The sequence below is a fragment of the Pseudomonas sp. A genome, assembly GCF_056270345.1.
In genome coordinates this window covers 2,107,554-2,121,761 of the sequence record NZ_CM149873.1, presented here as the reverse complement: position 1 = coordinate 2,121,761, position 14,208 = coordinate 2,107,554, and the positions used below count along the sequence as shown (strand labels likewise).

General features: G+C 66.3%; 9 protein-coding genes. 5 read left to right on the top strand and 4 right to left on the bottom strand.

Annotation, left to right across the window (positions count from 1 at the left end):
- The first annotated feature begins 107 nt into the window (after positions 1–107).
- Positions 108–4,394, top strand: coding sequence for a DEAD/DEAH box helicase (locus AC0MAZ_RS09585; protein WP_475860924.1), 4,287 nt, complete (start codon positions 108–110; stop codon positions 4,392–4,394).
- Between the two features lie 245 nt (positions 4,395–4,639).
- Here the strand turns inward: AC0MAZ_RS09585 and AC0MAZ_RS09580 are convergent, their stop codons facing one another.
- On the bottom strand, positions 4,640–4,891 hold the full coding sequence (locus AC0MAZ_RS09580; protein WP_475860923.1) for a type B 50S ribosomal protein L31: 252 nt from the start codon (positions 4,889–4,891) through the stop codon (positions 4,640–4,642).
- 179 nt (positions 4,892–5,070) lie between these two features.
- Here AC0MAZ_RS09580 and AC0MAZ_RS09575 point away from each other — a divergent pair, with 179 nt between their 5' ends.
- Positions 5,071–6,690 carry an FMN-binding glutamate synthase family protein gene (locus tag AC0MAZ_RS09575; protein ID WP_203647776.1) on the top strand — a complete coding sequence of 540 codons (1,620 nt, stop codon included), beginning with the start codon at positions 5,071–5,073 and terminating at the stop codon, positions 6,688–6,690.
- Between the two features lie 121 nt (positions 6,691–6,811).
- On the opposite strand, the gene AC0MAZ_RS09570 is transcribed toward AC0MAZ_RS09575, so the two are convergent.
- The gene (locus tag AC0MAZ_RS09570) at positions 6,812–8,221 is read right to left on the bottom strand and encodes an amino acid permease (RefSeq protein WP_232855788.1); all 1,410 of its coding nucleotides are present in this window, start codon (positions 8,219–8,221) and stop codon (positions 6,812–6,814) included.
- Between the two features lie 425 nt (positions 8,222–8,646).
- Here AC0MAZ_RS09570 and AC0MAZ_RS09565 point away from each other — a divergent pair, with 425 nt between their 5' ends.
- The 3 genes from AC0MAZ_RS09565 (at position 8,647) to AC0MAZ_RS09555 (ending at position 13,162) form a co-directional block, all read left to right on the top strand.
- Positions 8,647–11,766, top strand: a complete 3,120-nt coding sequence (locus AC0MAZ_RS09565) for a transglycosylase domain-containing protein (protein WP_475860922.1) — start codon at positions 8,647–8,649, stop codon at positions 11,764–11,766.
- A gap of 104 nt (positions 11,767–11,870) precedes the next feature.
- Positions 11,871–12,404 carry a PadR family transcriptional regulator gene (locus AC0MAZ_RS09560; protein WP_203647779.1) on the top strand — a complete coding sequence of 178 codons (534 nt, stop codon included), beginning with the start codon at positions 11,871–11,873 and terminating at the stop codon, positions 12,402–12,404.
- On the top strand, positions 12,401–13,162 hold the full coding sequence (locus tag AC0MAZ_RS09555; protein WP_232855786.1) for a siderophore-interacting protein: 762 nt from the start codon (positions 12,401–12,403) through the stop codon (positions 13,160–13,162). Before AC0MAZ_RS09560 ends, AC0MAZ_RS09555 begins: the two co-directional genes overlap by 4 nt.
- A gap of 160 nt (positions 13,163–13,322) precedes the next feature.
- Here AC0MAZ_RS09555 and AC0MAZ_RS09550 read toward each other — a convergent pair whose 3' ends face one another.
- Both AC0MAZ_RS09550 and AC0MAZ_RS09545 read right to left on the bottom strand, forming a co-directional pair.
- A complete protein-coding gene (locus tag AC0MAZ_RS09550) occupies positions 13,323–13,949 on the bottom strand; it encodes a Pr6Pr family membrane protein (protein WP_475860921.1) in 627 nt (208 codons plus the stop codon).
- The gene (locus AC0MAZ_RS09545) at positions 13,949–14,170 is read right to left on the bottom strand and encodes a VF530 family protein (RefSeq protein WP_028690109.1); all 222 of its coding nucleotides are present in this window, start codon (positions 14,168–14,170) and stop codon (positions 13,949–13,951) included. Before AC0MAZ_RS09545 ends, AC0MAZ_RS09550 begins: the two co-directional genes overlap by 1 nt.
- Between the last annotated feature and the right edge of the window lie 38 nt (positions 14,171–14,208).

Genomic DNA, 14,208 nt, shown 5'->3' with positions numbered 1-14,208 from the left:
CCCACCAGAGCCCTGCCGAGTACGCGTGGGAGCGGGCTTGCCCCGCGATAGGCCTCCCGGACGAACGGCCCCTTGCCAATCCGCTGGCAACCCGCCATAACCAACCCATGAACCTCCCCGCCCACCAACACCCGGTGCTCGGCCTGTTCCACCCCGCCGTCGCCACCTGGTTCCGCCAGCGTTTCGCCACGGTCACCGAGGCCCAGGCCGGCGCCTGGCCGCTGATCCACGCTGGCCAGTCGATGCTGCTGGCCGCGCCGACTGGCTCGGGCAAGACCCTCAGCGCCTTCCTCGCCGTGCTCGATGAGCTGTTTCGCCAAGGCCTGGCGCACAACGGCGAACTGCCAGCACAGACCCAGGTCGTCTACGTCTCGCCACTCAAGGCACTGTCCAACGACATCCGCCTGAACCTCGACGCGCCGCTCGAAGGCATCGGCCGGCAGCTCGAACAGCTTGGCCTGAAGGCCCCGCGCATCACAACCGCCGTACGTACCGGCGACACCCCGCAGAAGGAGCGCGCGGCCATGCGCAAGCTGGCGCCGCATATCCTGGTGACCACGCCGGAATCGCTCTACGTGCTGATGGGCTCGGCCTCGGGCCGCGAGGGGTTGGCCAACGTGCACACGGTCATCGTGGACGAGATCCACGCGCTGGCCGGCAACAAGCGCGGCTGCCACCTGGCGCTGACCCTCGAGCGTCTGCAGGCCCTGGCCGGCCGACCGCTGCGACGCATCGGCCTGTCCGCCACCCAGCGCCCGGTAGAGCGGGTGGCGCGGTTCCTGGTCGGGCATGAACGCCCCTGCGCCATCGTCGATATCGGCCATGCCCGCCATCGTGACCTGGCCCTGGAAGTGCCACCCGTGCCGCTGGGCGCGGTGATGGCCACGGATATCTGGGAGCTGGTCTACGACCGCCTCGCCAGCCTCGCCCGCGAGCACCGCACCACCCTGGTATTCGTCAACACCCGGCGCCTGGCCGAGCGCCTGACCCGCCACCTTGGCGAGCGCCTGGGCAACCACGCCGTGGCCGCGCACCACGGCAGCCTGGCCAAGGAGCATCGCCTGACCGCCGAGCAGCGCCTCAAGGGCGGCGAACTGCAGGTGCTGGTGGCCACCGCCTCACTGGAGCTGGGCATCGATATCGGTGAGGTCGACCTGGTCTGCCAGATCGCCTCGCCGGGCTCGATCGCCGCCTTGCTGCAACGGGTCGGGCGTTCCGGCCACCAGGTCGACGGCGTGCCCAAGGGGCGCCTGTTCCCCACCTCGCGGGACGATTTGATCGAATGTGTCGCCCTGCTCGACTGCGTGCGCCAAGGCGAGCTGGACGAATTGCACATCCCCGAGGCGCCACTGGATGTATTGGCCCAGCAGATCGTCGCCGAAGTCAGCAACCAGCCCTGGGACGAACGGGCGCTGCTCGACCTGTTGCGCCAGGCCAGTTCCTACGCCCAGCTCGACGAAGGCCACTACCAGGCCTTGCTGCGCATGCTCGCCGAGGGTTTCAACGGCCGCCAGGGCATCCGCAGCGCCTACCTGCACCGTGATGCGCTAAACCACACCCTGCGCGGGCGGCGCGGCAGCCAGCTGACCGCCCTGACCAGCGGCGGCACCATCCCCGAGACCGCCGACTATGCGGTGCTGCTCGAACCCCAGGCGCTGAACATCGGCAGCGTCAATGAAGACTTCGCCGTGGAGAGCATTGCCGGCGATATCTTCCAGTTGGGCAACGCCTCCTATCGCATCCTGCGGGTCGAACCTGGCCGGGTGCGGGTCGAGGACGCCCACGGCCTGCCGCCGACCATCCCGTTCTGGCTGGGCGAGGCGCCAGGGCGCAGTGACGAACTGTCCGCCGCAGTGGCCCGCCTGCAGCAGCGGATCGACCAGCAATTGCAGGCCGGCGACAGCCAACAGGTGCGCGCCTGGCTGCAAACGGCCTACGCCCTGGATGAAGGCTGCGCCGAGCAACTGCTCGACTACCTGGGTCGCACCTGGCAGGTACTGGGCGCCCTGCCCTCGCAGCAGACGCTGGTGATGGAGCGCTTCTTCGACGAGTCCGGCGGCACCCAGCTGATCATCCACTCCCCCTACGGCAGCCGGATCAACCGTGCCTGGGGCCTGGCCCTGCGCAAGCGCTTCTGCCGCACGTTCAATTTCGAACTGCAGGCGGCGGCCAGCGAGGACGCCATCGTGCTGTCGCTATCCACCAGCCACAGCTTCGCGCTGGACGAGGTATGGCGTTACCTGCACAGCCGCACCGCAGAGCCGATCCTGGTCCAGGCCCTGCTCGATGCGCCGCTGTTCGGCGTGCGCTGGCGCTGGAACGCGGCGGTAGCGTTGGCCTTGCCGCGCTATGTGGGCGGACGCAAGGTGGCGCCGCAGATCCAGCGGATGAAGAGCGAGGACCTGGTGGCCGCGGTGTTCCCCGACCAGATCGCCTGCCTGGAGAATATCGTCGGCGAGCGGCAGATTCCCGATCATCCACTGGTCGAGCAGACCCTCGACGATTGCCTGCACGAGGCCATGGACAGCGAGGGCTGGCTGGCGTTACTGCGACGCATGGAAAACGCCGAGGTATGCCTGCTCAGTCGCGACCTGCCGGCCCCTTCGCCGCTGGCCTCGGCCATTCTCAACGCCCGGCCCTACACCTTCCTCGACGACGCGCCGCTTGAGGAGCGGCGTACCCAAGCCGTGCTCAACCGGCGCTGGAACGACGTGCACAGCGCCGACGACCTGGGTGCACTGGACGGCGACGCCATCGCCGCAGTGCAGGTCGAGGCCTGGCCGCAGGCGGACAACGCCGACGAAATGCATGAGGCGCTGATGAGCCTGGGCGCCATTACCCAAGCTGAAGTAGAGGGCAATCCCGGCTGGCCGCAACTGCTGCTGCAACTGGCCAAGGCAGGTCGCGCCTGTCATCTGGATGCCGGGGCGCGACGCCTGTGGTTCGCCCGCGAGCGCCTGCAGGCGATGCTGATCCTGTATCCCGACGCACGCCCGAATCCGGACGTTGCGGTGCTGCCTGGCTTCGCCGATCCGCTCGACCGCGACACGGCCCTGGTCGAGTTGCTGCGCGCCCGTCTCGGTGGCTTCGGCCCGTTGACCCTGGCCCGGATCATCGACCCGCTTGCACAGCCGGCGGGTAATGCCGAACAGGCCCTGGCCCGCCTGGAAGGCGAAGGCTATTTGATGCGTGGCCACTTCAGCCCAGGCCAGACTGGCCTGCAGTGGTGCGAGCGGCACCTGCTGGCACGTATCCACCGCTACACGGTCAAGCGCCTGCGCCAGGAAATCGAGCCGGTCAGCCTGCAGGACTTCATGAGGTTTTTGTTCGACTGGCAGCACCTGGGTGGCGAAGCACGCCTGCGCGGGCCGCAGGCGCTGGGCGAAGTGCTCGCCCAACTGCAAGGTTTCCCCGCCGCCGCCGGTACCTGGGAAAGCGACCTGCTGCCGGCTCGTATCAAGGACTACAGCCCACACTGGCTGGACGATGCCTGTCGCAGCGGCCAGTGGGCCTGGAGCCGGCTGGCCTCGACACAGTCAGCCAGCACCCTGGCCAGCACGCCCCTGGTGCTGCTGCCCCGCGAGCACCAGGGGCTGTGGCGCAGCCTGGCGCCCACAGCCGACCTCGAACAACTGGGCGCACGCGCACGGCGGGTCATGCAGACGCTGCAGGAACAAGGCGCCTTGTTCTTCGATGAACTGGCCCATGAGGCCCACCTGCTACCCAGCGAGCTGGAGACAGCCCTGCAGGAACTGGTAGGTTCCGGCCTGGCCAGCGCCGATGGTTTCAGCGGCCTGCGCAGCCTGATCACACCCGCGGCCAAGCGCACTTCACGCAACAGCCGCCGCGGCCATCCTGCGCTGTCGAGCAGCATGGTCCACGCCGGACGCTGGGCGCTGTTGCGTCGTTCGAGCATTGCAGTGGACGCAGACCTGCGCCTGGAACATGTGGCCCGCAGCCTGCTGCGCCGCTATGGCGTCATGTGCTGGCGCCTGCTGGAACGCGAAAGCGACGTGCTGCCGTCGTGGCGGGACCTGTTGCGCTGCTACCACCGCCTCGAGGCCCGCGGCGAAATCCGTGGCGGGCGCTTTATCGCCGGGCTGGCGGGTGAGCAGTTCGCCTTACCTGAAGCCGTGGGGCTGTTGCGCCAGGTGCGCAGACGCACGCCACAGGGCGAGCTGGTGGTGGTCAGCGGCTGCGATCCGTTGAACCTGGTGGGTACCTTGTTGCCGGGGGCCAAGGTACCGGCGGTGGCGGGTAACCGCGTGCTGTACCGGGAGGGTGTCGCGGTGGCCACTCGGGTGGCGGGGCGATACCAGTTTCTGATCGAGGCGTCGGCGACCGAGCAGGAGCAGTGGCATCAACAGCTGTTGCGCCAGACGCCGCCCCTGTAGGAGATTACACAGCCCTTACGGGCTGCGCTGTCGCGCAGGAAACAGAGTTCCAGCGTGGGAGCGGGCTTGCCCCGCGAACACCGGCGAAGCCGGTGCCATACACCGCATCGCGGGGCAAGCCCGCTCCCACGTTACCCAGTCAAATCAAAGAATTATGTTTTGTTCTATGAGAGCGGCTTCAGCCGCGATCACCCGCAAAGCGGGTGCCACACTCAGCGCAGCCTGCTTCGCGGCTAAAGCCGCTCCTACACCTGGAAACCGGCGAAGCGCTTGTTGAACCCGGCCACCCGGCCTTCGACCGTGGTCTTGCGCTGCTGCCCGGTGTACACCGGATGCGAGGCACTGGACACATCCAGCGCCACATAGGGGTAAGTCTGGCCGTCGCTGTGCACCTGGGAGCGATCTGTCTCGACGGTCGAGCCGATCAGGAAGAACACATCGGCGGCAGTGTCGTGAAACAGCACGGGGCGATAGGCGGGGTGGATACCAGCTTTCATGGGGCAATCTCCTGCGAGTTATGGTTACTTTATAACATATCCCATTGCGAATGATTTTCGATACCCCAGTTTTCATTTTTCCCGCCCGCCTCACGCTGGCAAAGCGGCGCCCAACCGGGCTATGGTCGGCCTTTGCCCCAGGCCCCTGAGCCTGACCGAGCCATTCGCAAGGACACCGTATGAGCCTGTCACTCCTCAGCCGTTACGCCTTCTTCGCCGCCTGCGTGCTGTTCACCCTCGCCAGCCTGCCGTTCCTCACCCACGACTGGTTGTGGCCGTTCACCCTGACCACCGGGGTGCTCAGCCTGATCGGCGTGTTCGACCTGCTCCAGCAACGCCACGCGGTACGCCGCAACTACCCGATCCTGGGCAACATCCGCTACCTGGTCGAGGGCATCCGCCCGGAGATCCGCCAGTACCTGCTGGAATCCGACAGCGACGCCCTGCCCTTCTCCCGCGCCCAGCGCTCGCTGGTCTACGCCAGGGCCAAGAACGAAGCCTCGGACAAACCCTTCGGCACCTTGATCGACGTCTACGAGTCGGGCTTCGAGTTCATCGGCCACTCCATGCGCCCGGCGCCGTTGGCCGACCCGGCGAGCTTTCGCGTCAGCGTCGGCGGCCCGCAGTGCACCCAGCCGTACTCGGCATCGATCTTCAACATCTCGGCCATGAGCTTCGGCTCGCTCAGCGCCAACGCCATCCGTGCCCTCAACCAGGGCGCCAAGCTGGGCAACTTCCACCACGACACCGGCGAGGGCAGCATCAGCCCCTACCACCGCGAACACGGCGGCGACCTGGTCTGGGAACTGGGCAGTGGCTACTTCGGCTGCCGCACCGCGGACGGCCGCTTCGACCCCGAGCGCTTCGCCGCCCAGGCGCAGAACCCGCAGGTGCGGATGATCGAGATCAAGATGAGCCAGGGCGCCAAGCCCGGCCATGGCGGCATCCTGCCCAAGCACAAGGTGACCCGGGAAATCGCCGAGACCCGTGGCGTCATGATGGGCGAGGACTGCATCTCGCCATCACGCCACAGCGCCTTCTCGACCCCGATCGAAATGATGCAGTTCATCGCCCAGCTGCGTGAACTGTCCGGCGGCAAGCCGGTGGGCTTCAAGTTCTGCCTGGGCCACCCGTGGGAATTCATGGGCATCGCCAAGGCCATGCTGGAAACCGGCATCCTGCCCGACTTCATCGTCGTCGACGGCAAGGAAGGCGGCACCGGCGCCGCCCCGGTGGAGTTCACCGACCATATCGGCGTGCCGCTGCGTGAAGGCCTGCTGTTCGTGCACAACACCCTGGTCGGCCTGAACCTGCGCGACAAGATCAAGCTCGGCGCCAGCGGCAAGATCGTCAGCGCCTTCGACATCGCCAGCGTGCTGGCCATCGGCGCCGACTGGGCCAACTCGGCGCGTGGCTTCATGTTCGCCATCGGCTGCATCCAGTCGCAGAGCTGCCACACCAACAAGTGCCCGACCGGCGTGGCCACCCAGGATGCCCTGCGCCAGCGTGCGCTGGTGGTGCCGGACAAGGCCCAGCGAGTGCTCAACTTCCACCACAACACCCTGCGCGCCCTGGCCGAAATGCTCGCCGCCGCGGGCCTGGAGCATCCGGCGCAACTGGAGGCCAAGCACCTGGTGCGGCGGATCTCGGCCACCGAAATCAAACTGTTCTCGCAGATGCACGTGTTCCTCAAACCGGGCGAGTTGCTGACCGGCGAGGTCAATGGGCAGTTCTATTCGCGGATGTGGCAGCTGGCCCGGGCCGATAGTTTCGAGCCGCATAGCGAGGTGGCGGCCTGATCGATCACAGGGGCCGCTTTGCGGCCCTTTCGCGGCACAAGGCCGCTCCTACAGGGGGACGCATAATCCCTGTAGGAGCGGCCTTGTGCCGCGAAAGGGCTGCGCAGCAGCCCCCGCTATTTCAGCTTGTCAGCGCCTGCGCCTCTTTCGGCGCCAGACGGAAGCTGTAGTACAACGCCGTCAGCAGCACCAGGAACGCCGGGCCGATATACAGGGCCACGCGGGTATCCTCGAAGTACGCCATCAGCCCCACCACCAGCACCAGGAACGCCAGCGCCAGGTACGAGCTCAGCGGCCACAGCCACATGCGGTACTTCAGCGCGTTGCGCTCGGCAGTGCTCAGCCCGGCGCGGAACTTCAGCTGCGCCAAGAGAATCATCACCCAGGTCCAGATCGCGCCGAAGGTGGCGATCGAGGTCACCCAGACGAACACCTTCTCCGGCACCAGGTAGTTGGCCAGCACGCCCAGCAGCAGCGCGGCGATCGACAGCAGCAGCGCGTTGCGCGGCACGCCGCTTTTCGAGGTGCGGGCGAAGGTGGCCGGGGCCTGGCCGTTCTGCGCCAGGCTGTAGAGCATGCGCCCGGTGCTGAAGATGCCGCCGTTGCACGACGACAGCGCGGCGGTGATCACCACGAAGTTGATGATGCCGGCGGCGGTCTTGATGCCCAGGCGCTCGAAGGTCATCACGAACGGGCTGCCCTGGCTGCCGATCTCGTTCCACGGGTAGATCGACAGGATCACGAACAGCGCGCCCACGTAGAACAGCAGGATGCGCCAGAACACCGAGCCGATGGCCTGGGGGATGGTCTTCTGCGGGTTGCGCGCTTCGCCGGCGGTCAGGCCGATCATTTCCACACCCAGGTAGGCGAACATCACCATCTGCAGCGACATCAGCACACCGGTCACGCCATTGGGCATGAAGCCGCCGTTGCTCCACAGGTTGGAAATGCCCATGGCAACGCCGTCGTTACCGAAGCCGAAGGCGATGATGCCGATGCCGCCGAGCACCATGGCAATGATGGTGACGATCTTGATCAGGGCGAACCAGAACTCGAACTCGCCGAACGCCTTGACCGCGATCAGGTTGATCGCGCCCATGCTGCCCAGGGCCATCAGCGCCCAGATCCAGCGCGGCACGTCGGGGAACCAGATGCCCATGTAGATGGCCACTGCGGTGATCTCGGCGACACAGGTCACCAGCCACAGGAACCAGTAGTTCCAGCCCGTGAGGAAGCCCGCCAGGGGGCCTAGGTAGTCCTGCGCGTAGCGGCTGAAGGAACCTGCCACCGGGTTGTGCACGGCCATCTCGCCGAGGGCGCGCATGATCACCAGGATGGCCAGGCCACCGATAATGTAGGAGAGCATGATGGCGGGGCCGGCCATTTCGATGGCCTTGGCCGAACCCAGGAACAGGCCGACGCCGATACAGGCGCCAAGGGCCATCAGACGGATGTGCCGTTCGCCCAGCTCGCGCTTGAGCGGGCCGCCCTGGACGGACTCGTCGTGGGCAGGGTGGTTGCCGACTGGCATAGCAATACAACCTCATTTTGTTATTGGATTTGACCTTCGTGCAGCACCGGCCGCGCCGATAGGCGGGGCGTCGTCTCGCCAGGCCGCCTTGTGGGCGGGCCTGTCCACCGGGCGCGGGGCGTCGGCGGGTCGAAGGGGGCGAGCAGTATAGGAAGCCACTTGCAGGGCTTTTCACTATATACAGTGGGATATTTGGCGAGAATTCTCGGCAAAAAGCCCTTTACCGGAGGGGCATTCTGGCCTCGCTCCGCCCATGCACAGGAATGGGGCAGCTACATTAACAACATTGCCGAAGAATGGAAGTCGCACCAAAGGCGCATGTTCATACGCGATTGCTCGAAGCTTCTTACAAATTTTTCACCAAACTGGGCCAGCGTCTAAGCTTCAGACAAGTAACGCGAAAACACTTGGCCGGACTCAAGACTATGGGCGCACTGTGGCAATCGGAACCAACCGGAACGGAAGCACCCAAAGCACCTCAGGCTGAAGCCCCCTTGCCCAAGACCCCACGTCAGCGCCGCCTGTGGTGGCGCCTGATCCTGCTCATCCTGTTGATCGGGCTGGTCGCGGTGGGCCTTGCCGCTTATGACGAGTTCCAGACCTCACGCCTGCAATCGCGCGAGTTCAGCCGTCTGGCCGGCACCCTCACCTACGCCCTCGAGCCCGGCCCGAGCGATGCCATCGTCTACCCGGGCGAGGGTCCCTTCGACAGGCGCCTGGGCTACAGCGCCCTGGGCGAGTTCCTGCCACGGCTGCTCAAGCGCGACTACCTGATCAACCAGCAGGTGCGTTTCTCCCCGGCGCTGATGAACTACGTCGATCACGGCCTGTTCGTGCCCTACGTGGAGAAGATCCAGGCCGGCCTGTCGATCACCGACTGCCGCGGTGACATGCTCTATCAGTACAACTACCCGCAGCACCTGTACCCGAACTTCGCGGCGATCCCACCGGTGATGGTCAACAGCCTGCTGTTCATCGAGAACCGCGACCTGCTCGACCCGAAAGACCCGCAGAACAACCCGGCGGTGGACTGGCCGCGCTTCGCCAAGGCCGCCTACAGCCAGGTGGCCAAGTACCTGGCGCTGCCCGGGCAGTCGGCCGGCGGCAGCACCCTGGCCACCCAGCTGGAGAAGTACCGGCACTCGCCGGACGGGCTGACCATCTCGGGCGCGGAGAAGATCCGCCAGATGATTTCCGCCAGCGTGCGCGCCTATCAGGGCGGCCCGGACACCACCGAGGCCCGCGAACGCATCGTGCGCGACTACCTCAACAGCGTGCCGCTGTCGGCGGTACCCGGCCACGGCGAGGTGCACGGCATGGCCGAAGGCCTGCGGGTGTGGTACGGCGCCGACTTCGACCAGGTCAACCAGGCCCTCACCTCCACCGCCAGCGATGAAAAGAGCATGGCCGAACGCGGCCTGGCCCTGCGCCAGGTGCTGTCGCTGATGATCGCCCAGCGCCGCCCCTCGCACTACCTGTCCAAGGGCCGCATCGAGCTGGCCGAGCTCACCGATTCGCACATCCGCGTACTCGCCGCCAACGGCATCATCGAGCCCCCCCTGGCCGACGCCGCCCTGGCCAGCAAGGCGGTGTACCGCGACTGGGTGGCCCAGCCGACCATCGTGCCGATCATCACCAACAAGGGCATCAGCCTGGCCCGCAACCGCCTGGCGGCCATGCTCAACCGGCCGCTGTACGACCTCGACCGCCTCGACCTGTCGGCCACCAGCACCCTGCAGGCCGACCTGCAAGTGCAGGTCAGCCAGTACCTGAAAAACCTCGCCGACCCGGAGTTCGCCGCACAGATCGGCCTGATCGGCGAACGCCTGCTCACCGCCAAGACCACCGACCAGGTGAGCTACAGCTTCACCCTGTTCGAACGCACCGCCGACGGCTCGCGGGTGCGGGTGCAGACCGACAGCACCAACCAACCCTTCGACATCAACGAAGGCAGCAAGCTAGAACTGGGCTCCACCGCCAAGCTGCGGGTGCTGACCACCTACCTGGAGATCATCGCCGAGCTGCACGACAAGTACGCCGGCAAGCCGGCGGCCGAGCTGAAGAAGGTCCCGGTGGCCGAACTCGACCGCATCACCCAGTGGTCGCTGGAATGGCTGATGCAGAACAGCAAGAACCAGAGCCTGGACGCCATGCTCGACGCCGCGCTCGAACGCAAGTACTCGGCCAACACCGGCGAGGCCTTCTTCACCGGTGGCGGCATGCATGTGTTCAACAACTTCCGCAAGGAAGACAACAACCGCAATCCGACCCTCAAGGATGCCCTGCGCGAGTCGATCAACCTGCCGTTCATTCGCCTGATGCGCGACATCGTGCGCTACGTCACCTACCAGCAGCCGTTCAACCGCGAACCGCTGCTCAGGGACGACAGCGACCCGCGCCGCCAGGAATACCTGGCGCGCTTCGCTGACCGCGAAGGCTCCAACTACACCATGCGCTTCTGGAAGAAATACCAGCGCAAGACCTCGCAGCAGCGCCTGGACACCTTCCTCGACAGCCTGCGCGTAACCCCGCAGCGCCTGGCTGCGGTGCACCGCTACCTGTTCCCCGAGGCCGGCCAGGAGACCTTCAACGCCTTCGTCCGCGCCCACAGCAAGGAAGACAAGAAGGCCATGGCCAAGCTCACCGACGGCCGCCTGGTGGAGATGTACGAAGCCTACGGCCCGGGCAAGTACGACCTGCCCGACCAGGGCTACATCGCCAAGGTCCACCCGCTGGACCTGTGGCTGCTCGGCTACCTGCTGAAGAACCCCGGCGCCTCGCTCAAGGACGCGCTCAACGCCAGCCGTTTCGAGCGTCAGGAGGTCTACAGCTGGCTATTCAAGAGCCGCCACCAGGGCGCCCGCGACAGCCGTATCCGCACCATGGTCGAGATCGAGGCGTTCACCGACATCCACCAGCGCTGGAAGCGCGTCGGCTACCCGTTCGACCACCTGGTGCCGTCGCTGGCCACCGCCATCGGCAGCTCCGGCGACCGCCCGGCGGCGCTGTCCGAACTGGTCGGGATCATCCAGAACGACGGCGTGCGCCTGCCCACGCTGCGCATCGACACCCTGCACTTCGCCCAGAACACCCCCTACGAGACCCAGCTGATCAGCGACCCCGACCGTGGCCAGCGGATCCTCCCGGTGGAAGTCGCCCGGGCGCTCAAGGGCGCCATGTCGCAGGTGGTCGACGCCGGTACCGCGCGGCGCATCTCCGGCAGCTTCAAGCTGCACGACGGCACCCCGCTGGTGATGGGCGGCAAGACCGGCACCGGCGACAACCGCATCGAAAGCTTCGGCGCCGGCGGCCGGCTGATCGGCTCGCGTTCGCTGAACCGCACCGCGACCTTCGTATTCTTCCTCGGCGACAACCACTTCGGCACCCTCACCGCGTTTGTCCCGGGGCGCTCGGCCGAAGCGTTCAAGTTCACCTCGGCATTGCCGGTGCAGGTGCTCAAGGGCATGGCGCCGATCCTCATGCCGTACCTGGAGCCGGGCAACCCCACCGCCTGCAAGGCGCCGCAGGTGGCGGGCCAGTCCTGAACTATCAAAAAATTAGATGATAATCATCTGCATTTGAAGGCTTGTCTTTAGATATATCTTGAGTAATATCTTGAGATATATCTTAACAGACGGAGCCCTTCCCCATGCGCGACCACGACCCCTTCGAACGCCGCCCCGGCCGCGGCGAACGTGGCCCGCGGGTGTTCGCCCCGGGCGACCTGAAGCTGCTGATGCTGTCGATGCTGGCCGAGCAACCCGGCCACGGCTACGACCTGATCCGTCAGATCGAGACCCTCTTCGACGGCAGCTACAGCCCCAGCCCCGGGGTGATCTACCCCACCCTCAGCTACCTCGAGGAAGCCGAGCTGGTCACCGGCGCCATCCAGGGCAGCAAACGCCTCTATGCCATCACCGCTGCCGGCCGCAGTGCCTTGCAGGAACAGGCCGTCGCCCTCGACGGCGTGCGCATGCGCATCGAGGTGAGCAAGCGCGCCCTGCGCGGCCACGACCGGCCGCCGGAAATCCACGAAGCCGTCGGCAACCTGCGCCACGCGCTGCACATGCACAGCGGCCGCTGGACCAGCGAAGAGATCGAGCGGGTGCGCAACCTGCTCAACGACACCGCCAAGGCCATCGCCTCCGGGCCGGCCACCCCCGTTACGGAGAACACCCCATGAGCGACACTATTCATCGCGTCAATCACGAGATCCGCCAGCGCCGTCTCGAAGTGCTGCGGGTTACCGACCTCACCCCGCGCATGCGCCGCATCACCCTCGGTGGCGCGGAGCTGGCCGGTTTCACCAGTGTCGGCACGGACGACCACATCAAGCTGCTGTTTGCCTGCAGCCCCGAGGAACAACAGGCCATCGACGCGCGCAACCTGGGTCGCGACGGCGGCGCCCGGCCGACCATGCGCGAGTACACACCACGGCGCATCGACCTGGTGAACAACCAGCTGGATATCGATTTCGTCCTGCATGGCGATGGCCCCGCCTCCACCTGGGCAGCCCAGGCCGCGCCCGGCCAGACCTTGGACATCGCCGGCCCGCGGGCCTCGATGGTGGTGCCGGATATCTTCGACAGCTACCTGCTGATCGGCGACGAGACGGCGATCCCGGCCATTGCCCGGCGCCTGGAGGAACTGCCGGCAGGCCGCCAGGTGCTGGCGGTGATCCAGATCGAGGACGAGCAGGAGCGCCAGGCGCTGACAAGCAAGGCCCAGGTCGAGGTGATCTGGGTGCGCCGGCACCAGGAGGATGTGTTGGAGCGAGTGAAACACCTGGCGCTGCCTCAAGGCCGGTTGTATGGCTGGGTGGCGCTGGAGAAGGCACTGACCCGCCAGGCCAAGGCGCTGCTGCTGGAGAAAGGCGTGCCCGAGGATGCCCTCAAGGCTGCGGCTTACTGGCGAGCTGACGGTACCGCCGACGACGAATGATCGGGATCTGCACACCCCGGTGTAGGAGCGGCCTTGTGCCGCGAAAGGGCCGCGCAGCGGCCCCGGGGTCTCAAATTGCTGGGGCCGCTGCGCGGCCCTTTCGCGGCACAAGGCCGCTCCTACAGGGCTGCGCATGATCTGAATGGCGAGGTCGGCAATCTCATGAAGGCCTGCGCCAGCGATCCAACCCCAGCAGTACCAACCCGATCCCCCAGAACCCCGCCAGCACCATCAGGGCATTGCCCAGCACCTGCCCATATCCCAACCGTGCCACATCGATGAACGGATAGGGATAGACCCCGATCTCATGCCCGCGCAACAGCACGAAGGCGAAATACAACGCCGGGTACAACGTCCAGGCCGCCAGGTGCCAGAGCCGCAATCGCCCCTTGGGCACCTCCAGCCACCAGTACAGGACGAACACCAGCGGCATCACATCGTGCAGCAGTTCGTCCGCCAGCCACTGCCAGCCCTGGGGCTGCCACAGGTGGCGCAGCAACAAGCTGTAGGCCAGCGCCACCAGCAGGATGCTCGCGGCGATGCACGAGCTCACCGCCGGCGACAGGAACCAGCGCCTGGCCGCCGACTCGCGGCCGAACGCGGCCTGGCTGAGCACGGTGGCCACCAGCGTGTTACTGAGCACGGTGAAAAAACAGAACAGGTTGACCAGCCCACCGATCAGGCTGGCCTGCTCCTGCCAGCGCGCCAGCAGCACCAGGTACAACTGGATCGCCAGGCCGGTCCAGCCGAGGACGGCTGCCAGGGTCAGCCAGGGGCGGCGCGGCATCAGCCTTTGCGCTGCAGCTTCACGTACAGCTGCTCGACCTTTTCCCGTGCCCACGGGGTCTTGCGCAGGAAGGTCAGGCTCGACTTGATGCTTGGATCGCTCTTGAAGCAGCGGATGTCGACGCGCTCGGCCAGGCCCTGCCATTGGTAGTGCGCCACCAGCTCGGTGAGGATCTGCTCGAGGGTCTTGCCGTGCAGCGCGTTGTGATTGGCCGTGCTCATTGCCAGTGCTCCAGGTTCGGGAAGGTGCGCACCTTACA

What these genes read in the sequence shown, in the direction of transcription:
- AC0MAZ_RS09585 (WP_475860924.1), top strand. Translation starts at nt 108, where the DNA reads ATGAACCTCCCCGCCCACCAACACCCGGTGCTCGGCCTGTTCCACCCC.
- AC0MAZ_RS09580 (WP_475860923.1), bottom strand. Translation starts at nt 4,891, where the DNA reads ATGAAAGCTGGTATCCACCCCGCCTATCGCCCCGTGCTGTTTCACGAC.
- AC0MAZ_RS09575 (WP_203647776.1), top strand. Translation starts at nt 5,071, where the DNA reads ATGAGCCTGTCACTCCTCAGCCGTTACGCCTTCTTCGCCGCCTGCGTG.
- AC0MAZ_RS09570 (WP_232855788.1), bottom strand. Translation starts at nt 8,221, where the DNA reads ATGCCAGTCGGCAACCACCCTGCCCACGACGAGTCCGTCCAGGGCGGC.
- AC0MAZ_RS09565 (WP_475860922.1), top strand. Translation starts at nt 8,647, where the DNA reads ATGGGCGCACTGTGGCAATCGGAACCAACCGGAACGGAAGCACCCAAA.
- AC0MAZ_RS09560 (WP_203647779.1), top strand. Translation starts at nt 11,871, where the DNA reads ATGCGCGACCACGACCCCTTCGAACGCCGCCCCGGCCGCGGCGAACGT.
- AC0MAZ_RS09555 (WP_232855786.1), top strand. Translation starts at nt 12,401, where the DNA reads ATGAGCGACACTATTCATCGCGTCAATCACGAGATCCGCCAGCGCCGT.
- AC0MAZ_RS09550 (WP_475860921.1), bottom strand. Translation starts at nt 13,949, where the DNA reads ATGCCGCGCCGCCCCTGGCTGACCCTGGCAGCCGTCCTCGGCTGGACC.
- AC0MAZ_RS09545 (WP_028690109.1), bottom strand. Translation starts at nt 14,170, where the DNA reads ATGAGCACGGCCAATCACAACGCGCTGCACGGCAAGACCCTCGAGCAG.